General features: G+C 74.6%; 20 protein-coding genes. 13 read left to right on the top strand and 7 right to left on the bottom strand.

What is annotated here, in order from left to right; translation table 11 throughout:
• Positions 1-41: 41 nt before the first annotated feature.
• From HWY08_RS00430 to HWY08_RS00395, 8 genes are all read left to right on the top strand, one after another.
• A complete protein-coding gene (locus HWY08_RS00430) occupies positions 42-554 on the top strand; it encodes an SUF system Fe-S cluster assembly regulator (protein ID WP_235969378.1) in 513 nt (170 codons plus the stop codon).
• The gene (gene sufB, locus HWY08_RS00425) at positions 551-1,990 is read left to right on the top strand and encodes a Fe-S cluster assembly protein SufB (RefSeq protein WP_176062152.1); all 1,440 of its coding nucleotides are present in this window, start codon (positions 551-553) and stop codon (positions 1,988-1,990) included. The genes HWY08_RS00430 and sufB overlap by 4 nt, the downstream gene beginning before the upstream one ends.
• Positions 1,991-2,051: 61 nt before the next feature.
• Complete coding sequence (gene sufC / locus HWY08_RS00420; RefSeq protein WP_176062151.1) at positions 2,052-2,831, top strand: Fe-S cluster assembly ATPase SufC; 780 nt, start codon at positions 2,052-2,054, stop codon at positions 2,829-2,831.
• Positions 2,828-4,117, top strand: coding sequence for a Fe-S cluster assembly protein SufD (gene sufD, locus HWY08_RS00415; protein ID WP_176062150.1), 1,290 nt, complete (start codon positions 2,828-2,830; stop codon positions 4,115-4,117). Before sufC ends, sufD begins: the two co-directional genes overlap by 4 nt.
• A complete protein-coding gene (locus tag HWY08_RS00410; protein WP_176062149.1) occupies positions 4,114-5,397 on the top strand; it encodes a cysteine desulfurase in 1,284 nt (427 codons plus the stop codon). The genes sufD and HWY08_RS00410 overlap by 4 nt, the downstream gene beginning before the upstream one ends.
• Positions 5,394-5,846 carry a Fe-S cluster assembly sulfur transfer protein SufU gene (gene sufU, locus HWY08_RS00405; protein ID WP_176062148.1) on the top strand — a complete coding sequence of 151 codons (453 nt, stop codon included), beginning with the start codon at positions 5,394-5,396 and terminating at the stop codon, positions 5,844-5,846. Before HWY08_RS00410 ends, sufU begins: the two co-directional genes overlap by 4 nt.
• A 3-nt stretch (positions 5,847-5,849) precedes the next feature.
• Positions 5,850-6,410 carry an iron-sulfur cluster assembly protein gene (locus HWY08_RS00400; RefSeq protein WP_176062147.1) on the top strand — a complete coding sequence of 187 codons (561 nt, stop codon included), beginning with the start codon at positions 5,850-5,852 and terminating at the stop codon, positions 6,408-6,410.
• A gap of 173 nt (positions 6,411-6,583) precedes the next feature.
• Complete coding sequence (locus tag HWY08_RS00395) at positions 6,584-7,375, top strand: DUF4142 domain-containing protein (protein WP_176062146.1); 792 nt, start codon at positions 6,584-6,586, stop codon at positions 7,373-7,375.
• Positions 7,376-7,434: 59 nt separating this feature from the next.
• Here HWY08_RS00395 and HWY08_RS00390 read toward each other — a convergent pair whose 3' ends face one another.
• Both HWY08_RS00390 and HWY08_RS00385 read right to left on the bottom strand, forming a co-directional pair.
• Positions 7,435-8,340 carry a S1C family serine protease gene (locus HWY08_RS00390; RefSeq protein ID WP_176062145.1) on the bottom strand — a complete coding sequence of 302 codons (906 nt, stop codon included), beginning with the start codon at positions 8,338-8,340 and terminating at the stop codon, positions 7,435-7,437.
• Entirely contained in the window at positions 8,337-9,254 is a 918-nt protein-coding gene (locus HWY08_RS00385) for a S1C family serine protease (RefSeq protein ID WP_176062144.1), read from the bottom strand. The genes HWY08_RS00390 and HWY08_RS00385 overlap by 4 nt, the downstream gene beginning before the upstream one ends.
• 720 nt (positions 9,255-9,974) lie before the next feature.
• Between HWY08_RS00385 and HWY08_RS00380 the strand changes: the two genes are divergently transcribed.
• The gene (locus HWY08_RS00380; protein ID WP_176062143.1) at positions 9,975-11,123 is read left to right on the top strand and encodes an HNH endonuclease; all 1,149 of its coding nucleotides are present in this window, start codon (positions 9,975-9,977) and stop codon (positions 11,121-11,123) included.
• A gap of 222 nt (positions 11,124-11,345) precedes the next feature.
• Here HWY08_RS00380 and HWY08_RS00375 read toward each other — a convergent pair whose 3' ends face one another.
• The 4 genes from HWY08_RS00375 to HWY08_RS00360 are packed head-to-tail and all read right to left on the bottom strand — an operon-like array spanning position 11,346 to position 14,684.
• Positions 11,346-11,942 (bottom strand): helix-turn-helix transcriptional regulator, encoded by a 597-nt coding sequence (locus tag HWY08_RS00375; RefSeq protein ID WP_176062142.1) that lies wholly within the window; start codon positions 11,940-11,942, stop codon positions 11,346-11,348.
• 41 nt (positions 11,943-11,983) lie between these two features.
• Positions 11,984-12,361, bottom strand: coding sequence for a translation initiation factor (locus HWY08_RS00370; RefSeq protein ID WP_176062141.1), 378 nt, complete (start codon positions 12,359-12,361; stop codon positions 11,984-11,986).
• Entirely contained in the window at positions 12,358-13,530 is a 1,173-nt protein-coding gene (locus HWY08_RS00365) for a TfuA-like protein (protein WP_176062140.1), read from the bottom strand. Before HWY08_RS00365 ends, HWY08_RS00370 begins: the two co-directional genes overlap by 4 nt.
• Positions 13,527-14,684, bottom strand: coding sequence for a YcaO-like family protein (locus tag HWY08_RS00360; RefSeq protein WP_176062139.1), 1,158 nt, complete (start codon positions 14,682-14,684; stop codon positions 13,527-13,529). The genes HWY08_RS00365 and HWY08_RS00360 overlap by 4 nt, the downstream gene beginning before the upstream one ends.
• Positions 14,685-14,758: 74 nt before the next feature.
• Between HWY08_RS00360 and HWY08_RS00355 the strand changes: the two genes are divergently transcribed.
• Entirely contained in the window at positions 14,759-16,153 is a 1,395-nt protein-coding gene (locus HWY08_RS00355) for a M20/M25/M40 family metallo-hydrolase (RefSeq protein ID WP_176062138.1), read from the top strand.
• Between the two features lie 3 nt (positions 16,154-16,156).
• Positions 16,157-18,688, top strand: a complete 2,532-nt coding sequence (locus HWY08_RS00350) for a glycogen/starch/alpha-glucan phosphorylase (protein ID WP_371869287.1) — start codon at positions 16,157-16,159, stop codon at positions 18,686-18,688.
• A gap of 4 nt (positions 18,689-18,692) precedes the next feature.
• Here HWY08_RS00350 and HWY08_RS00345 read toward each other — a convergent pair whose 3' ends face one another.
• Positions 18,693-19,037, bottom strand: a complete 345-nt coding sequence (locus tag HWY08_RS00345) for an MGMT family protein (protein WP_176062137.1) — start codon at positions 19,035-19,037, stop codon at positions 18,693-18,695.
• A gap of 46 nt (positions 19,038-19,083) precedes the next feature.
• Between HWY08_RS00345 and HWY08_RS00340 the strand changes: the two genes are divergently transcribed.
• Together HWY08_RS00340 and HWY08_RS00335 are read left to right on the top strand one after the other, a co-directional pair.
• Complete coding sequence (locus HWY08_RS00340; RefSeq protein WP_176062136.1) at positions 19,084-19,668, top strand: LemA family protein; 585 nt, start codon at positions 19,084-19,086, stop codon at positions 19,666-19,668.
• A gap of 74 nt (positions 19,669-19,742) precedes the next feature.
• The gene (locus tag HWY08_RS00335) at positions 19,743-20,459 is read left to right on the top strand and encodes a TPM domain-containing protein (protein ID WP_235969377.1); all 717 of its coding nucleotides are present in this window, start codon (positions 19,743-19,745) and stop codon (positions 20,457-20,459) included.
• Positions 20,460-20,501: the final 42 nt, after the last annotated feature.

The raw sequence follows: 20,501 nt of genomic DNA, 5'->3' as shown, positions 1-20,501 counted from the left end.
AGCCCGGTTCTGATTCGCTCCCCAGGGTCCCCATGCTGCGGATGAGCAAGCTCACCGACTACGGCCTCGTGCTGCTCACCCATCTGGCGCAGGGTGGGACGCCGGGCGTCCGCACGGCGCAGGAGCTGGCGCGCTGCTCGCGCGTCCCGCTCCCGACCGCTTCCAAGATCCTGAAAGAACTGTCGAAGGCGGGCCTCGTCACCTCGCACCGCGGCCGGCGCGGCGGGTACAGCCTGGCGCTCACCCCGGACGCGATCTCGGTGGCCGCGGTGGTCGAGGCGCTGGAGGGCCCGGTCGCCCTCACGGAGTGCAGCGTGCTCGACGGGGGCTGCTCGCTCGAGCCGACCTGCCTCGCCAAGGGGCACTGGGGGCCGATCAGCCGCGCGATCCAGCGCACGCTGCAGCGCCTCCCCCTCTCCGCGCTGGGCCCGCGGCTCGTCCACCTGGGGGCGCCGGGCGCGCCCGCGCTGCGGCCGGTGCCGTCCGGGTGCGAGCCGGACGCCGCGCCCCGGAGCCTCCTCTCACGCAGCGCCAGCACGGGAATGACGCCATGACCCAGGACGCCGCCCTCCGCGAGCTCACCGAGGGCAAGTACAAGTACGGCTTCGTCACCGACGTCGAGACCGACCAGGTCCCGAAGGGCCTGTCCGAGGACGTCATCCGCCTCATCTCGCACAAGAAGGGCGAGCCGGAGTGGATGCTGGCGTGGCGGCTCGAGTCGTACCGCCGCTGGCTCGCCATGGTCGAGCCGACCTGGCCGAACGTGCACTACCCGAAGATCGACTACCAGGACATCGTCTACTACTCGGCGCCGAAGCCGAAGAAGAAGCTCGGCTCGATGGACGAGGTCGACCCCGAGCTCAAGAAGGCGTTCGAGAAGCTCGGCATCCCGCTGGCGGAGCAGGCGCGCCTCGCCAACGTGGCGGTCGACGCGGTCTTCGACTCGGTGTCGGTGGCGACCACCTTCAAGGACAAGCTGGCCGAGAAGGGCGTCATCTTCTGCTCCTTCTCCGACGCGGTGAAGAACCACCCCGAGCTGGTGCAGAAGTACCTCGGCTCGGTGGTGCCCTCCACCGACAACTTCTTCGCCGCGCTCAACTCGGCGGTCTTCTCGGACGGCAGCTTCGCGTACATCCCGAAGGGCGTGCGCTGCCCGATGGAGCTGTCGACCTACTTCCGCATCAACGCCTCCGACACCGGGCAGTTCGAGCGGACGCTCATCGTCGCCGACGAGGGCGCGCACGTCTCCTACCTCGAGGGCTGCACCGCGCCGGTGCGCGACGAGAACCAGCTCCACGCGGCGGTGGTGGAGCTCGTCGCGCTGCCGGGCGCCGAGATCAAGTACTCGACGGTGCAGAACTGGTACCCGGGCGACGCCGAGGGGCGGGGCGGCATCTACAACTTCGTCACCAAGCGCGCCAAGGTCATGGAGCGGGCCAAGGTGAGCTGGACGCAGGTGGAGACCGGCTCCGCCATCACCTGGAAGTACCCGAGCTGCATCCTGCAGGGCGACGACGCGGTGGGCGAGTTCTACTCGGTGGCCCTCACCCACCACCGCCAGCAGGCCGACACCGGCACGAAGATGATCCACGTCGGCAAGCGGACGCGCTCGACCATCATCTCGAAGGGCATCAGCGCCGGGCACGGGCAGAACACCTACCGCGGCCTGGTGAAGGTGCTGAAGGGCGCCGAGGGGGCGCGCAATTACTCACAGTGCGACTCGCTCCTCATCGGCGACCAGTGCGGCGCCCACACGTTCCCGTACATCGAGGTGCGGAACCCGCGGGCGCAGGTGGAGCACGAGGCGACCACCTCCAAGATCGGCGAGGACCAGCTCTTCTACTGCCGGCAGCGCGGCATCGCGGAGGAGGACGCGGTCTCGATGATCGTGAACGGCTTCGCGCGGCAGGTGCTGAAGGAGCTGCCGATGGAGTTCGCGGTCGAGGCGCAGAAGCTCCTGGGGATGAGCCTCGAAGGTTCGGTCGGATAGCAGCGGTGGCGTGGGGCGGGGGCTCGTCCCCCGCCGGCGCGAACGAGGGGAACGGCGAGACATGCTGAGCATCCAGGGACTCAAGGCGAAGGTGGCGGACAAGGAGATCCTGCACGGGCTCGACCTCGAGGTCGGCGCGGGCGAGGTGCACGCCATCATGGGGCCGAACGGCTCCGGCAAGAGCACGCTGGCGGGCGTCCTGGCCGGGCGCGACGCGTACACGGTCACCGGCGGGCGCGTGCTGTACCAGGGCGAGGACCTGCTGGCGCTCTCCCCGGAGAAGCGCGCCGCGCAGGGCGTCTTCCTCGCCTTCCAGTACCCGGTGGAGATCCCGGGCGTCGCCAACATGTACTTCCTGCGCACCGCGCTCAACGCGATCCGCAAGGCGCGCGGCGAGGAGCCGCTCGACGCGATGGACTTCCTCGCGCTCGCCAAGGAGAAGATGAAGCTGGTGAAGATGGATCCCTCCTTCGCCAACCGCGGCGTGAACGAGGGGTTCTCGGGCGGCGAGAAGAAGCGGAACGAGATCGTCCAGATGGCGGTGCTGGAGCCGAAGCTGGCGGTCCTCGACGAGATCGACTCCGGCCTCGACATCGACGCCCTGCGGGTGGTGGCGGAGGGCGTCAACGCGCTCCGGTCGAAGGACCGGGCGATGATCGTCGTGACGCACTACCAGCGGCTCCTCGACTACATCAGGCCCGACCACGTGCACGTGATGGCCGCCGGGCGCATCGTGACGAGCGGCGGCCCGGAGCTGGCGCTCGAGCTCGAGCACAAGGGCTACGGCTGGATCGAGAAGGAGCCGCCGCCGCGGACGGCGCCGGCGGAGGCGCGCCCGTGAACACCGCGGAGCAGAGCTTCGCGGCGCAGCTCGCGCTCCCGCGCGGTGGGGAGCCCGGCTTCCTGGCCGCGCTGCGCGCCGCGGGGCGCGACGCCTTCCTGGCGGGGAAGCTCCCCACCGCGAAGGACGAGGACTGGCGCTTCACCAACCTGGCGCCGCTGGCGGCGCAGGCCTTCGCGCCCGCGCCCGCCGGGCGCGCCGCCGGCGCCGACCTGCCGCCGGCGCCGCGGCTCGTGTTCGCGAACGGCCGGCTGGACCCCGCCGCGAGCGACCTGGCGGGGCTCCCCGCCGGAGTCCGGCTCTCGAGCCTCGCCGCGGCGCTGCGCGAGCGGCCCGCGGCGGTCGAGCCGCGCCTCGGCGTCGGCGGCGCGGGGGCCCGCCCCGCGTTCGTCGCGCTGAACGCCGCCCTGTTCGACGACGGCGCGCTGGTGGAGCTCGACGCTGGGGTGAAGTGCCAGCCCACGCTGCACCTCGTGTTCTGCTCGCACGCCGGCGGTGGGTCCACCGCCAGCCACCCTCGGAACCTCATCGCCCTCGGCGATGGCGCGCAGGCCACGGTGGTCGAGCACTACCAGGGCCGCGGCGCCTACCTGGTGAACGCCGTCACCGAGGTCGCCCTGGGCGCGGGCGCGCAGCTCGAGCACGACCGGCTGCAGGAGGACGCCCCCGAGGCGTTCCACGTGAGCGCGCTGCAGCTGACGCAGGGCGCCGCCAGCCGCTTCGTGGGGCAGTCCATCGCGCTCGGGGGGCGCCTGGCGCGGGTCGAGGCGCGCGCGCTGCTCGCCGCCGAGCAGGCGAGGTGCGACCTGCACGGCCTGAACGTCTCCTCGGGCACCCAGCTCCACGATCACTTCGTCCACGTCGACCACGCCAGCCCGCGCTGCACGAGCCGCGAGGTCTTCAAGGGCATCCTCGGCGACACCGCCCGCGGCGTGTTCGCCGGCCGGATCCTGGTCCGGCCCGGCGCACAGAAGACCGACGCGGGCCAGGTGAGCTCGAGCCTGCTCCTCTCGGACGACGCGGTGGTCGACACGAAGCCGCAGCTCGAGATCCTGGCCGACGACGTGAAGTGCTCGCACGGCGGGTCGGTGGGCCAGCTCTCGCCCGATCAGCTCTTCTACCTGCGCTCGCGCGGGATCTCGGAGCCGCTGGCCCGCGCGCTCCTCACCTGGGCCTTCGCCGCCGAGCTGGTGCAGCGGGTCGGCCCGGAGGAGCTCCGGGCGCGCGTGCGCCGGGCGGTCACGGCGCGGCTCCCTTCGGGCGAGCTGCTGAGGGAGGTCGCATGAGGGTGGTCCATCCCAGCCCGCCCGAGGCGGAAGTGGTGACGCTGCACAAGCCGGTCGCCGACGGGTTCGACGTCGAGCGCGTGCGCTGCGACTTCCCCATCCTGGCCCGGCCCGTGCGCGGCAAGCCGCTCGTCTACCTCGACAGCGCCGCCACCACCCAGCGCCCGCGCCAGGTGGTGGAGGCGATGGCGCGCTTCTTCGACCAGGAGAACGCCAACGTGCACCGCGGCGTGCACTTCCTGTCCGAGAAGGCGACCGCCTCCTACGAGGGCGCGCGCGAACGGGTGCGCCGGTTCCTCAACGCGCGCGAGTCGCGCGAGATCGTCTTCGTGCGCGGCACGACCGAGGCCATCAACCTGGTCGCCTTCACCTTCGGCAAGCAGCGGGTGGGCGCGGGCGACGAGGTGCTCGTCTCCGCCATGGAGCACCACTCCAACATCGTCCCCTGGCAGATGCTGTGCGAGGAGAAGGGCGCGAAGCTGGTGGTGGCGCCCATCGACGACCGCGGGGTGCTCCTCCTCGACGAGCTCGAGAGGCGCATCGGCCCGCGCACGCGCCTCGTGGCGGTGTCGCACGTGTCGAACGCGCTCGGCACCGTGAACCCGGTGAAGCGCGTCGTCGAGCTGGCCCACGCCCGCGGGGTGCCGGTGCTGGTGGACGGGGCGCAGGGCGCGCCGCACGTCCCGGCCGACGTGCAGGACCTCGGCTGCGACTTCTACGCGTTCAGCGGGCACAAGATCTACGGGCCGACCGGCATCGGCGTGCTCTACGGGCGGGCCGAGCACCTCGAGGCCATGCCGCCCTGGCAGGGCGGCGGCGACATGATCCTCTCGGTGGCCTTCGAGAAGACCATCTACAACCAGATCCCCTACAAGTTCGAGGCGGGGACGCCCAACATGGCGGGGGCGGTGGGGCTCGGCGCGGCGCTCGACTGGCTGGAGGCCCTGCCGCGGGAGGCGGCCTGGCGCCACGAGGACGAGGTGCTCGCCTACGGCACGGAGCAGCTCGGCCGCATCCCCGGGCTGCGGATCCTGGGCACGGCGCCGGGCAAGGCGGCCGTCCTGTCGTTCGTGATGGACGACATCCACCCGCACGACATCGGGACCGTCCTCGACCGCGAGGGGATCGCCATCCGCACCGGCCACCACTGCGCCCAGCCGCTCATGGCGCGCCTCGGCGTGCCCGCCACGGCGCGCGCGTCGCTGGGGATCTACAATACGACCGCCGAGATCGACGCCCTGGCGGCGGGACTCGAGAAGGTGAGAAGGATGTTCGCATGAGCTCGGAACTGGACGACCTGTACCAGGAGGTGATCCTCGACCACGGCCGCAAGCCGAGGAACTTCCGGGTCATCCCGGACGCCGACCGGCAGGCGGAGGGCCTGAACCCCCTCTGCGGCGATCACTTCAAGCTCTACGTGAAGCTCGACGGGGAGCGCATCCAGGACATCGCCTTCGAGGGCTCCGGCTGCGCCATCTCGAAGGCCTCCGCCTCCCTCATGACCTCGGCGGTGAAGGGCCACACCGTGGCGGAGGCGGAGCAGCTCTTCTCGCGCTTCCACACCCTCGTGACCGAGGGGCCGGACAAGGTGCCCGCCTCCGAGCTGGGGAAGCTGGCGGCGCTCTCGGGCGTCTGCGAGTTCCCCACCCGCGTCAAGTGCGCGAGCCTCGTCTGGCACACGCTCCGGAACGCGCTCGCCACCCAGCAGAAGGTCGTCACCACGGAGTAGACGATGGAGCGCAGGGAACCCGTCCTCCTCAAGCGCGGCTGCGACGCCACCCAGATCCCGAGCGGCTTCCTGGTGCGCCTCGAGCCGGGCTCGTACGTCATCCCGCAGCAGGTCCTCGACGGCAACGTCACGGTGATGACGGAGCGCGGCGGGCTGGCGCGCATCCTCGCCGCCGACGCGGACGCGCTCGGCCCCGAGTACGTGGAGCTGGCCGCCAAGGCCGAGGCCGCGCGCGCGACGCGGAGCGAGGGCCCCTTCGACGAGCAGAAGGTGTGGAACGAGCTCAAGACCGTCTACGATCCGGAGATCCCAGCCAGCATCGTCGACCTCGGGCTCGTCTACCACGTCGCCTCCGAGCCGTCGCCCGACGGCGCGAAGGTGCTCGTGGTCATGACGCTCACCGCCCCCGGCTGCGGCGTCGGGCCGGTGCTGGTGGAGGACGTGCGGAGCAAGGTCGAGCGCGTGCCGGGGGTGGCCGACGTCGACGTCCAGCTCGTCTTCGACCCGCCGTGGGACCAGAGCCGGATGACCGAGGCGGCGCGCCTCACGCTCGGCCTCATGTAGCGCCGGCGGCCGGGGCGCCGCTCCCTGGCCAGTCTGCGATCTTCACCGTTCGTCCGCCTGCCCGCCCGCGCCCGCGGCGCACGCCCTGCCGGCCGCGCGCCGCCGGGGGCTTGGTGGGCCTCCTTCCGGTCCCCATCTTTCTCTGCGAACCACCACGCAGGAGGGGGAACGGCATGGCAAGGACGAAGTGGTTGGCGCTGGCGCTCGGCGCCGGCTGGATGGGGCTCGCGGCCGCGCAGGGCGCGGGCGGCGCAGGGGGCGGGGGCGCCGGAGCCGGCGGCGGCAAGGACACGAGCTCGAGCGCGGGCTCGAGGACGCCGGCGAACGCCGACATGCAAGAGGGCACCGGGACGGGGCCTCGTGACCAGACGACCGCGCCCGGCGCGGGCGGCGCACGCAGCGACATGACCACCCAGGGCACGACCGGAGCGACCGGCTCGGACACGGCGGCCACGGCCCGGAGCGGGACCCCGGGCGACACGAGCGAGATGACGAGCACCCTCGCCAAGATGCACGCGGGGAACGAGCTCGAGGTCCAGGCCGGCACCTGGATGCGCGCGCACGCGACGAACTCCAAGGTGAAGGACTTCGCGAAGAAGATGGTCGACGACCACGGCGCGATGGACAAGGACGCGAACGCGTTCGCGCAGAAGCACGACCTGCAGCTCACGAGCGCGCCGGAGTACGCGTCCAAGACGAGCGAGCACCAGACCATGCTCGACGAGCTGAAGGGGATGCACGGCGCCCAGGCCGACCGGCACTACATGCAGATGATGGTGGAGGACCACACGAAGGACGTGAGCGCGGTGAAGACCGCCGCCGAGCAGGCGAAGCACGGGAGCGACAAGGAGTACGCGAAGCTGCTCGAGAAGGCGGAGAAGAAGATGGAGGGGCACCTCAAGGACGCGCAGAAGATCTCGCGCGACATGGGCGCGCGCCAGGCGCGCCACCCGGCCGGCCAGTAGCGGAAGCGGCCGCTCCGGCCAGCGACCGGCCCGCGGCGTCCGCGCCGCGGGCCGTCGCGTCACGCCGCGCGGCGGGCGGGGCCGGGGCGCAGCGCGAGCCGCAGCGGCGCCCCGTCGCGCAGCACGTCGAGAGCGAGCTCGGGCGCGGGCGTCAGCACCAGCACGCGCTGCAGGTCGTCGAGCGCCGCGACGTCGTCGCCGTTGGCCGCGGCGAGGAGGTCGCCGGGCCGGACGCCCCCGGCCTCGGCGGCCGAGCCGCCCTCCACCCGCAGCACGCGGACCCCGCGGGTGCGCCGCAGCGCGGACGCCGCGGCCGGCGCGAGGTCCTCCCCGCGGGCGGCGATCCCGAGGTAGGGCCGTCGCACCTCCCCGTCGCGGATCAGCACCGCCGCCACCCAGCTCGCGGTCCGGGCCGGGATGGCGAAGGCCATGCCGTGCGCCCAGGGCAGCATGGCGGTGGTGACGCCCACCACCTCGCCCTCCGCCGAGAGGAGCGGGCCGCCCGAGTTCCCCGGGTTCACCGCCGCGTCGGTCTGGAGCAACCCGTCGAGCGCGCCGCCGTCCGGGGCCGGGAGCGTGCGGTAGAGCGCCGAGACGACGCCCATCGTGACCGAGCGCTCGAAGCCGAGCGGGTTGCCGATGGCGATCACCAGCGCGCCTGGCGCGAGGGGCCGGCGGTCCGCCAGCGCGAGCGGCGCGAGGCCGGACGCGGGCACCCGCAGCACCGCCAGATCGGTGCGCGCGTCGAGACCCACCCGCTCCGCCGGCAGCGGCTCGGAGCCGGAGCGCCGGACGTGGAGCGGCTCCGCCCCGCGCGCGACGTGCGCGTTGGTGAGCAGGTAGCCGTCGGGCGCGAGGACGAACCCCGAGCCGTGCCCGCGCCGCTGCTCGACGCCGACCACCGAGGGCGCGGCGCGCGCGACCAGCGCCTCGAGGTCGCGCGAGAGCGCTCCGAGCGCCGTCACGGCCGCGCCCCCCGCGCCCGCTCCCGCACGCCGACGACGAGCTCCGCCTCCTGGACCGCGCCTCCTCGGACGAACCGCGCGCGCACCGCGCTCCCGATCCGCGCCTCCTCCAGCGCCGGCCACAGATCCGACAGGTCGGCCAGCGGCGCGCCGCCCAGCGCCAGGAGCAGATCGCCCAAGCCGAGGCCGGCGCGCCCGGCCGGGCTCTCCTCCTCCACCGCGGTCACGAGGAGCGCCGTCTCCTGCCCCGCCAGCGCGGCCGCCCTCGGCGGCAACCGCACCGGCAGGCTCGCGAGGCCCAGGTAGCCGCGCCGCACCTCGCCGTGCGCGAGGATCGCCTCGACCACGCGGCGGAGCGTGGGGGGCGGCACCGCCAGCGCGGTGCCGCGGACGAGGCCGGCGCTGGTGAGCCCCACGCCGCGCCCGGCCAGGTCGGCGGCGAGGCCGCCCGAGAACCCCGGCTGCAGCGCCACGTCGAGCTCGACGTAGCGGTCGACCGGGCCGCCGCCGGCGGTGCGCCAGGCGCCGCCGGTGCGCGCCACCACCCCGAGCCCGGCGCGCGGGCCGCGGCCGGGGCGGGTGACCGCCAGCACGAGCTCGCCCACCTCCGGCTCGCCCTCCGCCCAGGCCGCGGGCGCGAGGCCGGACGCGCCCGTGCGCACCACCGCCAGGTCGGTCGCCGGATCGCGCCCCGCCACCTCGCCGCGGGCGGCGGAGCCGTCCGGCAGCCCGAGCGCCACCTCGTCCGCGCCGTGCAGCCCGTGGCCGGCGGTGACCACGACGCCGTCGGCCGACCAGACCACCCCCGACGCCGAGTACCGCGCGCCGCCGTCGATCCGCACCACCGACGCGGCCGCCCGCTTCGCCGCCGCCGCCGCCGCGCGCCCCAGCTCGATTCCGATGTCGCTCGCCATCTTCGTGCCCGCTCCGTCCCCGGCCGCGGTGCGCGGCCCGGCGAGAACCTTAGGCGGCGGCCGGCCGGGCCACATCGTCCGGGCGGACAGGGCGCGGGCCTGGGCGGATGGACAGGGGGATCCTCTTCCGCCGAGCGCCGCGGAGCGGCTGACGATTCATCACATCTTCGCAGTCGAGCTCGCGGTATCCGCGCGGGCTCGCTCCTCTCCCTCGCCCCGCGGAGCGGGGAGAGGGCCGGGGAGAGGGGCCTCGCAACCAGCCCGCAGCTCGGAGCGGTTTCGCGCGAGCGGGCGGGGTTCGGCAGGGAGGGGCGCGGCAGGTGGGCGGGCGGCGCCGCGCGGGCGGGCGGGCGCGGTCGTTGGGCGGACGTCGCACGCGAGGCGGGGCCGCGTGTTCGAGGCGGCGGGGCGTGGCCCGGCTCACGACGTGTCCCGAGGGTGAAATACGCGGGGCCGCGGCAGATGCGGGCCGCCGGACGAGGCGTTCACCTATCGTAACTATCGTCCGGATCGTCCCACATGGGAGCTTGACGCGTTTCCGCGCGGATCGCGCTTCGGCGGACGCGAAGGCGCAAGGAGGCCTCTCTCGCGGCCGCGCCGGGCCGCTCCGAGGCGCGACGGCCGGCCGATCCCGTTCTCGCCGGGTGTGGTCGCCGAGCCGTTCCAGCGCGAACCTCGCGCGTCCCAGGAGCCCCGCGAAACGCATGAGACACTCCGGGTATGACCGACGCCCGCGCGCTCTCCCGCCGCATCGCCTCGCTCCTCGCCGAGGAGCGGAGCCGCCTCGCCGACTTCCTCGTCGCCCTGGCGGACTTCGACCGCCAGCGCGGGTGGGGCACGCTCGGCTACGCGTCGCTCTTCCAGTACCTCGAGCGCGAGCTCCGGCTCACGAGCAGCGCCGCCGCCCGGCGCATGACGGCCGCCGCGCTCGTCCGGCGCTTCCCCGCCGTGGTGGAGCCGCTCCGCGACGGGCGAGTCTGTATGTCGGTCGTGTACGAGCTCTCGAAGGCGCTCACCCCGGAGAACGCGGGCGAGGTGCTGCCGCGCTTCTACGGCCTCTCGAAGCGCGAGGCGGAGGCGCTCGTCGCCGAGCTCAGGCCGGTCGCGAACCCGCCGCGGCGCGAGGTGGTCACGGCGCTCGCGCGCACCGCGCCGTCACTGCGCGCGAGCGCGCCCGCGGAGGCGCGCACCGCCTCGCCTGTACCCGAACGGACTTCGCCGGCGAAGTCCGAAAGGGTACAGCCAGACGCAGACCTCTTCTCCGCGCCGGCTCGCCCGCGCGACGAGGTGGAGCCGCTCGACGCCCAGCTCCGCCGCTACCACGTCACCGTCTCGAAGGCCTTCCTCGCCAAGCTCGACGCCGCGAAAGACGCGCTCTCCCACGCCATCCCCGACGGCGACACCGAGGCGGTGCTCACCGCCGCGCTCGACCTCCTCCTCGAGAAGACCGACCGCCGGCGCGGCCTCGTGAAGCGGCCGCGGCCGGCGCCTCAGAAGCCCTCCGCTGACCCGCGCCACGTCCCGGCGGCGGTGGCTCGGGAGGTGTGGAAGCGGGACGGCGGCCGGTGTGCCTTCCGCCTGCCGGACGGGAGCGTCTGCGGCTCGACGAAGCGGCTCGAGCTCGACCACATCCACCCGGTGGCGCTCGGCGGGCGCAGCACCGCCGACAACCTGAGAGTGGCTTGCTGGGATCACAACTCCCTGCACGCGGAGCACGTCTTTGGCCGGAAGCACATGGACCAGTTCCGGAAGGCCGCGAACCGGAGCGCTCCAGCTCTCGCTGGCGGTGGTACTTCAGGGGCGTGCGGCGAGGAGGCGGAAGCCGCTGGCTCGACGCTCACGCCGCGACGGCGCGGTACCGGGTCGTGAGCCGATCTCGCGGACAGCGCCGCGGACGTGGGGGCGGCGCCTCGCCGGCGGCGCTTGCCGGACGGTGCCGCCTGGCTCGACGAGGCGGCGACCGCTGGACGGCCACGCACCTCTCGGCCGGCTGTGACGTGCCTAGGGCGACTTGTGAGGAATCATGAGGCGCAGCGGGGAGAGGGGCCGCGCAACCGCGTCCGAATGCGCGAAGGACCTCGCGCCCGCCGATCAGAGCACGACCAGCCCGCGGCGGGCGGCGAGGACGATGGCCTCGCTGCGGCTCTCCGCGCCGAGCTTGCCGAGGACCGCCTCGACGTGGAACTTGGCGGTGCGCTCCGAGACGCCGAGCCGGAGGGCGATGGCGCGGTTCGAGAGCCCCTCCGCGAGGAGCTGCAGCGCCTCCAGCTCCCGCGGGGTGAGGTGCTCGCCGGCCGCGGCGGCCGCCGCCGGGGGCGGACGGAGCCAGCCCGCGAGCGGCGCGTCGAGCGCCACGAGGCCGCGGGCAGCCGCCACCAGCGCCGCCGCCAGCCGCTCCTCGCCGCCGTCCCGGAACACGAGCCCCCGGGCGCCGGCGGCGAGGGCCGCCGCGGCCTGCTCCTCGCTCGCCACCAGCGCCACCGCCGGCGGCACCGCCGCCGCCCGGCCCAGCTCGGGGAGCTCGTCCCCGGCGAGGTCCCACAGCGCGACCTCGGCGCCGCCGGGTGGAGGGTCGCCGGGCGCGACGGCGCCCACCACCTCCAGCTCGGGGCGGCGCCCGAGCAGCGCCGCGAGCCCGCTGCGCGCGAGCGGGTCGGCGGCCACGACCAGGGTGCGGGTGCGCTCCACCCCCGCTGCATAACCGGCCGGGCGCGCGCGGCGCGGCGCGATCAGCCGACGGTGACCTTGCGCACGCCGCGGCGCTCGAGCAGCGCCTTCACGCGCTCGCGCAGATCGCCCTGCAGCACGAGCGCCTCGCCCTCGACGGCTCCGCCGCAGCCGAGCGCCTGCTTCAGCTCCTTCAGCCACCGGTCCCGCTCGGCGGCGCCGAGCTCGAGCTTCTCGACGATCGTCGCCTCCTTCCCGCCGCGCCCCTTGCGCTCGAGGCGCACCACCGCGCGCGCGGGCGCCGGGCGGGCCTCGGGCGCCGGGGGCGCGCGCTGCGCCTCCGGGGCCGGCGTCATGCCGAGCCGCTCGGCCAGCCCGCCGAACGGGTTGTGAAAGGGCTTCCCCTCCGGGGGAGCCGCGTCCGCGCTCCGCTTCTTCATCGCGACCTCCTCCGGCCCGCGCGGCGCGGCCGCCGCGCGAGCTCCTCCGCTGCCCGCGCGAAGTCGCCCGACAGCCGCGCGCCGAGCGCCAGGCCCTCGTCCGGCGACGGGCCGTCAGGCACCGCGCGCGCCGCCGCGTCCAGGAGCAGGCGCTCCAGCGCCAGGTCGTCGAAGAGCCGCCGCGCGTCGGCGCCGTCGAGCGCGAGCGCCGCCAGGGCCGCCTCGCGGCCGCCGCGCCGGATCCGCCGGGCGGCGAAGAACGCGTCCGCCGCCGCGCCGCGCTCCGCGGGGCTGGCGGCGAGCCCCAGGGCGCGGGCGAAGCCGGCCAGGAGCGCCCGCCGGAGGCCGTCGTCGCGCAGCGCCGCGGCCCGCGCCTGCGCCCCGACCCGCGCCAGCACCTCGCCGGCCGGGATCGCCGCCCCGCGCGCGACCGCCAGCGCGCCGGAGAGCTTCCGCCGGCGCACGAGCGACGAGGGGCGCGGCGGGTCGCCGGCGGGCGCGAGCGAGGCGCCGCCCCGGACGAAGGCGGCGGCGGCGGCGATGGTGGCGCGGGCGTCCTCGGCCTTGGGGTCGGGGGCGCCGGCGCGCACGAGCGCCTGGAGGGCGGCGCGGGCGCGGGGGCGCAGCCGCGGCGCGGCCGCGGCGAGCACCGCCCGCCAGGTGCGCTCCTGGTAGAAGATCGCCGCCGCGGCGGCGACGAGCGCCGAGGCCTCCCGCGCGGAGAGGAGCCGCCGGCCGCGCGCCAGCTCGGCGGTCGCGCGGACGGTGACGAGCGGCAGCGTGAGCGCCCGGAAGCCGAGCTCCGGCCCGGCGTGGAGCAGCGCCACCTCGTCGTCCCCGCGGAGGAGGCCGTCCCGGTACCAGCCGAAGACGCGCCCGACCCCGACCATCCCGCGCCCGGACAGCTCCGCGGCCCGCAGCGCGCCCATGCTGCCGCCCCCGAACACCGCCACCCCGGCGTGGAGCGCATCGAGGAGCTCGTGGTGCCACACCGAGGGGACGCTCTCGAACACGCCGTCCACCAGCGCCAGCGCCGCGGGCCGGCGCGTCAGCGCGCGCCACACGTCGCCCTGTCGCGCCGGGGGCAGCACGGTGCAGCGCGCGATCCGCCGCGCCTCGCGCGCCGGAAGCGACGGGCCGAGGAACACGACGAGCCCGCCGCGGCTCACAGGAGCTCCGAGCAGGCGAACCCGGGCACGAGCACCTTCACCACGTGCACCCCCAGCGCCTCCGGGGCGAGCTCCACCGCCACCGCCCGGTCGAAGCCGGCGCGGCGGAGGTGGGCGAGGAGGGCGCGGACGCTCCCCCGGTCCTGCCCGGTGTCGCGGTCGCCTCCGCGGTCGCGGTCGGCATCGCGGTCGAGGTCGCCGCCGCGGTCGCGGTCGGCCTCGCGGCCTCCCCTCCCGCACGCCCTCCGCAGCCGCTCCGCCCCGCTGCGGTCGGCCGGCCCGACGTCCTCCCGCGCGCCGTGGATGTCGGTGAGGCGCGACTGGGCCGCCTCCAGCAGCGCCGCCAGCGCTGCGCCCGCGAGGTCGGGCCGGCAGGCGTAGCCGGCCGTGAGCGGCACCGGCCCCTCCTCGCGGTCGAAGAGGAGCGCCGCTGCGAGCGGCAGGCCCAGCTCCGTGGGGAGCTGGAACAGGTGCGCGTCGAGGCCGCGCCCGGCGAGCTGCCGCGCCAGGCCCGCCGCGCGCGGCGCCCGCCGCGCGGGGGCCGCCAGCCGGAACCGCGCGCACGCCTCCTCGTCCCAGCCCTCCGGCAGGGCCTGCGCCAGGGCGTGCCGCTCCGCCGCCTCGAGCAGCGCGTGCGCCAGGGCCGCCTCGCGCGAAGGGTGCGCCCCCATGCCGTTCGAGGTCCAGCGCAGGCCGGCGAGCCCGAGCGCCGGGCCGCCCTGGGGCGGCGCCTGGACGGCCGCCGCCGGCACGAGGACGCTTTGCGAGCCGAGGAGGTCGACGCCGCCGCGCCAGGCGAGCCTGAGCCCGCCCGCGGCCGCGCCGCCCAGGTCGGCGGGGGCGAGGTGCGCCTCCCCGCGGGCGGCCAGCTCGTCCGCGCTGGCCCAGCGCAGGCTGGAGGTCTCGACCGCCTCGGCGCAGGCGAGCTCGGCCGCCTCCAGGAGCGCGCCGCGCGCCGCGTCCTCGAACCGGAGCCCCTTCCCGTTCGTCACCTGGAGCACGTGGCCGGCGGGCCGGACGGCGCAGGCCACCTCCACCCCCGCCCGGTCGAGGTCGGTCACGCGCGCCACCCGCGTCACGCCCAGCGCCCGCGCCAGGCGGGCGGGCACGGGGGGGGCGGCGTCGCGACGCGGCCGTGAGGCGGTGCCGGGCATGGCGCGCCTATATATCCTGCGGCGGCTCGCCCTGGTCACCTGCCTGCGCGGCCCACCGCGCCCCCGGAGGAGAAGTGCCCGACATCGACAAGGCCCTCGCCCACCACGCCGCCCACGCCGCCGCCTACCAGGAGGACCTCGCGGCCCTGGTCCGCATCCCGAGCGTCTCCTTCGACGGCTTCCCGGCGGCGGAGGTGAAGCGGAGCGCCGAGGCGGTGGCGGCGCTGCTCGCGCGGCGGGGGTTCGAGCGGGTGGAGGTCCTCACCGTCGAGGGCGCGCACCCGTACGTCTACGGCGAGCGCCTGCGCGACCCGAAGGCGCCGACGCTGCTCCTCTACGCCCACCACGACGTGCAGCCGCCGGGCGAGGAGGAGGCCTGGAAGTCGCCCCCGTTCGAGCCGACCGAGCGCGACGGCCGGCTGTACGGCCGCGGCGCGGCGGACGACAAGTCGGGCATCCTCGTCCACGCCGCCGCGGTCGACAGCTGGGTGCGGGGCGCCGGCGAGGTCCCGGTCAACGTGCGGATCCTCATCGAGGGGGAGGAGGAGATCGGGTCCGAGCACCTGGCCGCCTTCCTGCGCAAGTACCGGGCGCGGCTCGACGCGGACGCGATGGTGCTCACCGACACGGGGAACTTCGACACCGGCGTGCCGTCGGTCACCATCGCGCTGCGCGGCCTGGTGACGGTGGACGTCGAGGTGCGGGCGCTCAAGCAGAGCGTGCACTCCGGGATGTGGGGCGGCCCCATCCCCGACCCGGCGCTGGCGCTGGCGAAGATGCTGGCCGGCCTGGTGGACGCCCAGGGGCGGATCGCGATCCCGGGGATCTACGACAAGGTGCGCCCGCTCACCGCCGACGAGCGGCGCAGCCTGGAGCGCCTCCCCACCACCGACGCCGACTTCCGCCGCCAGGTGGGGCTCGTGCCCGGCGCGCAGCTCCTGGGCGGGCGGCCCCCGTGGGAGACCAACTGGTGGCAGCCCGCGCTGGCCGTGAACGCCATCCAGGCCTCCAGCCGCCGCGACGCGCGCAACATCGTGAACGACGTCGCGTGGGCGAGGGTGGGGGTCCGGATCGTCCCCGACATGGACCCGCAGGACGTCGCCGACCGGCTCTGCGCGGCGCTGCGGCAGGCGGTGCCCTGGGGGCTGGAGGTGAAGCTCGACGTCGCGACCGCCGGCCCGGCCTGGAAGACCGACACCTCGCACCCGGCGTTCCAGGCCGCCTTCCGCGCGCTCCAGCAGGGCTACGGGCGCGAGCCGCTGGCCATCGGCTGCGGCGGGTCGATCGGCTTCGTCGAGCCGTTCGCGAAGGAGCTGGGCGGCGTGCCGGCCCTGCTCATCGGGGTGGAGGATCCGTACACCAACGCCCACTCGGAGAACGAGAGCCTGCACCTGGGCGACCTCGCCAAGGCCACCCGCAGCGCCATCCACCTCTACGACGAGCTGGCGCGGTCGATGAGGAGGGGGTAGCCGATGCCGAAGCCGGGCGCCGAGATGGCGCTGAACCGCAACCCCCAAAGCGCCGAGGCGCGGGCGATGGAGCGCGCGCGCGATCTGCCCAACACGCGGACCGCCACCGACGTGGACTCCCTGCGCCGCTCCTTCCTCGACCACCTGCAGTTCTCGCAGGGGAAGGACGAGCACACCGCCACCGCGCTCGACCGGTACCTGGCGCTCGCCTACGGGGTGCGCGACCGGCTCATGCGCCACTGGATCCAGACGCAGCAGGCGTACTACCTGCACGACGCGAAGCGCGTCTACTACCTGTCGCTCGAGTTCCTGATGGGCAAGGCGCTCGAGAACAACCTCATCAACCTGGGCCTCTACGACGGCGCGCGCGAGGCGCTGGCGGGCATCGGCGTCGACCTCTCCGACCTGTTCACCGAGGAGCCGGACGCGGGGCTCGGCAACGGCGGCCTGGGGAGGCTCGCCGCCTGCTACCTCGACTCGATGGCGACGCTCGCCCTGCCGGCCTACGGCTACGGCATCCGCTACGAGTTCGGCATCTTCGACCAGGAGATCCGCGACGGCTGGCAGGTGGAGCGCCCGGAGGAGTGGCTGCGCTTCGGGAACCCGTGGGAGGTGGCGCGCCCGGAGTACGAGGTGCCGGTCGCGTTCTACGGGCGCACCGAGGCCTACCACGACGAGCAGGGGCGCTACCGCGTGCGCTGGGTGGACGCCCGCCACGTGCTCGGCACGCCCTACGACACGCCCATCGCCGGGTACCGCAACGGCACCGTCAACACCCTGCGCCTGTGGCGCGCCCGCGCCTCGACCGAGTTCGACCTGGCCGACTTCAACCGCGGCGACTACCTGGCGGCGGTGGAGGAGAAGAACCTCTCCGAGAACATCTCGAAGGTCCTCTACCCGAACGACGTCACGGTGATGGGCAAGGAGCTGCGGCTGCAGCAGCAGTACTTCTTCGTCGCCTGCTCCATCCACGACATCGTGAACCGCCACCTCAAGATGCACGAGGGGTTCGAGGGCTTCGCGGACAAGGTCGCCCTCCAGCTGAACGACACGCACCCCGCCATCGCGGTGGCGGAGCTCATGCGGGTGCTGGTGGACGAGCACGGCTTCGAGTGGGACGACGCCTGGGAGACCTGCCGGGCGGTCTTCGGGTACACGAACCACACGCTCTTGCCCGAGGCGCTGGAGCGCTGGGCGGTGGATCTGTTCGGCCGCGTGCTGCCGCGGCACCTCGAGATCATCCTGGAGGTGAACCGCCGCTTCCTGGCCGGGCTGCGCGACCGCGGCGTCGACCCGGCCGCCATGGCGCGGATGTCGCTCATCGAGGAGGGCCCGGTGCGCCAGGTGCGGATGGCGAACCTGGCGGTGGTGGGCTCGCACTCGGTGAACGGGGTGGCGGCGCTGCACACGGAGCTCCTCAGGAGCGACCTGTTCAAGGACTTCGACGCGCTCTGGCCGGAGCGGTTCAACAACAAGACCAACGGCGTCACGCCGCGCCGCTGGATGCTGCAGGCGAACCCGGAGCTGGCGCGGATGATCACCGAGGTGCTCGGCCCGGGCTGGGAGACCGACCTCGACCAGCTGCGCCGGCTGGAGCCGCTCGCCGGCGACGCCGCCTTCCGCCGGCGCTTCCGCGAGGTGAAGCGCCAGAACAAGGAGCTCCTCGCCGCCGTGGTCCAGCGCGAGAACGGCATCACGCTCGACGTGGACTCGATCTTCGACGTCCAGGTGAAGCGCATCCACGAGTACAAGCGGCAGCTGCTCGACGTGCTGCACGTCGTCGCCCAGTACCTGCGCATCAAGGCCGATCCGTCCTATCAGCCGGTGCCCCGCACCTACCTGTTCGGCGGGAAGGCGGCGCCGGGCTACGCGATGGCGAAGTGGCACATCAAGCTCGTCAACGCGGTCGCCGAGGTGGTGAACCACGACCTCGACGTGCGCGGGCGCATCGCGGTGGTGTTCCTCAAGAACTACCGCGTGTCGCTGGCGGAGCGGATCTTCCCGGCGGCCGACCTGTCGGAGCAGATCTCGACCGCCGGCAAGGAGGCGTCGGGCACCGGCAACATGAAGTTCGCCCTGAACGGCGCCCTCACCATCGGCACCCTCGACGGCGCCAACGTCGAGATCCGCGAGGAGGTGGGCGCCGAGAACTTCTTCCTGTTCGGCCTCACCGTCGAGCAGGTGAAGGAGCTGCGCCGGCGCGGGTACGACCCCTGGGAGTACTACCGGCAGAACCGGGAGCTCAAGGGGGTGGTGGACGCCATCGCCGGCGGGACGTTCTCGCCGGGCCAGCCGCGCCTCTTCCAGCCCATCGTCGACTCGCTGCTCAACGGCGGCGACCCCTACCTCTGCCTGGCCGACTTCGCCTCCTACGTGCGCTGCCAGGAGGAGGTCTCGCAGGCGTACCTCGACCCGGAGCGCTGGACGAGGATGGCCATCCTGAACGTGGCGCGGATGGGCAAGTTCTCCTCGGATCGCTCCATCCGCGAGTACGCCGAGCAGATCTGGAACGTGCAGCCGGTGAAGCTGGAGTAGCCGGTCACCGCCGCCGCGGCCGCCAGCCGTGCTCGGCGAGCGAGACGCGCCCGCGCTCGTCCACGCGGACGCCCTCGCGCTCCAGCAGATCGCGCTGCACCGCCGCGCCCATGGGGTCGAGGATGCTGATGCCGGCGCTCGTGGCGGAGCGCTTCCCCAGCACGCGCTGCCAGGGCACGCGCCTCCCGCTGCCGCGCAGCGCGGCGAGGGCGAAGCCGACGTGGCGCGCCGCGCGAGGGCGGCCGGCGAGCAGCGCCACCTGGGCGTAGGTCGCCACCTTGCCGCGCGGGATGCGCCGCACCACGCGGTAGTACGCTTCCCACCCGGAGGGCTCGCTCCTCGTCGTCACGTCCGGTTTCACTTTACACGCCCCCGGCCGGCGTTACCCTCTCGCCATGCTCGACACCAAGAGGCTGCTCGCCGCGCTGGCCGCCGTGCTCGCCGTGAGCGGCTGCGGGTTCCAGTCCATCCCCCAGTCGGACAACGCGGTGACGGCGGCGTGGGGCGAGGTCCAGAACCAGTACCAGCGCCGCGCCGACCTCGTCCCCAACCTGGTCGAGACGGTGAAGGGGTACGCCACCCATGAGCGCGAGACCCTGGAGGGCGTGATGGCGGCCCGCGCCAAGGCGACGCAGGTCCAGCTCAACGCCAACGACCTCACGCCGGAGAACTTGAAGAAGTTCGAGGACGCGCAGGCGGGCCTGCGCAGCGCGCTGGGGCGGCTCATGGTGGTGTCCGAGAACTACCCGCAGCTCCGCGCCAACGAGAACTTCCGCGACCTGCAGGTGCAGCTCGAGGGCACCGAGAACCGGATCGCGGTGGCCCGCAACCGCTACATCCAGGCGGTGCAGAGCTTCAACAACCTCGTCACGGTGCCGCCCACCAGCTTCACGAACTCGCTCGTCTACCACAAGCAACCGAAGCCCCAGTTCACCGCCACCACCGCCGGCGCCGAGCAGGCGCCCAAGGTGAAGTTCTGATCGCCGGCCGCCTCGCGACGAGGGCCGGGCTCCTCTCCGCGGCCGCGGCCCTCCTCCTCGCCGCGGCGCCCGCCGTGGCCCGCGACGTCCCCGCGCTGACCGGGCCGGTCGTCGACGAGGCCGGGCTCCTGTCCGCGGCCGAGACGCGCCGACTCGAGGCGCTCTGCCGCGCCGCCTGGGCGCAGGCGCCGGAGCACCGCGTCCAGCTGCAGTACCTCATCGTGCGCTCGCTCGAGGGGGAGGACGTGGAGGGCTTCGCCGTCCGCGCCTTCCAGGCGTGGAAGCTGGGGGAGCAGGGCAAGGACAACGGGGTGCTGGTGCTCGTCTCGCGCGAGGACCGCCGCCTCCGCATCGAGACCGGCTACGGCAACGAGGGCGCGCTCACCGACGCGCAGGCGGGCCGGATCCTGCGCGGGACGATCACCCCGGCGTTTCAGCGGGGCGCGTACGGCCAGGGCCTCCTCGACGCCGGGGTGCAGATCCTCTCGGCGCTGGGCGCGCTGCCGCAGGACGCCGCGCGGCGCATGGCGCAGCCGAGCCGGCGGCAGGGGGCCGGGGCGGGCGTGATCGTCGCCCTCGTCATCCTGTTCCTCCTCGCGCGCGTGATGTTCAGCGGCTTCGGCCCGCGGCGCCGCGGGTTCTTCGGCGGCCCGTGGGGGGGAGGCTTCGGCGGAGGAGGGTGGGGTGGCGGCGGCTGGGGCGGCGGCGGCTGGGGCGGTGGCGGAGGTGGCGGTGGCTGGGGCGGAGGTGGCGGCCGCTCCGGCGGCGGCGGCGCCTCCGGAGGATGGTGACGCCATGAGGCTTCCACCCGGCGCGCGCGGGCGCGCCACGCT

Source organism: Anaeromyxobacter diazotrophicus, assembly GCF_013340205.1.
Lineage (GTDB): Bacteria > Myxococcota > Myxococcia > Myxococcales > Anaeromyxobacteraceae > Anaeromyxobacter_A > Anaeromyxobacter_A diazotrophicus.
This window is presented reverse-complemented; position numbering and strand designations above follow the sequence as displayed.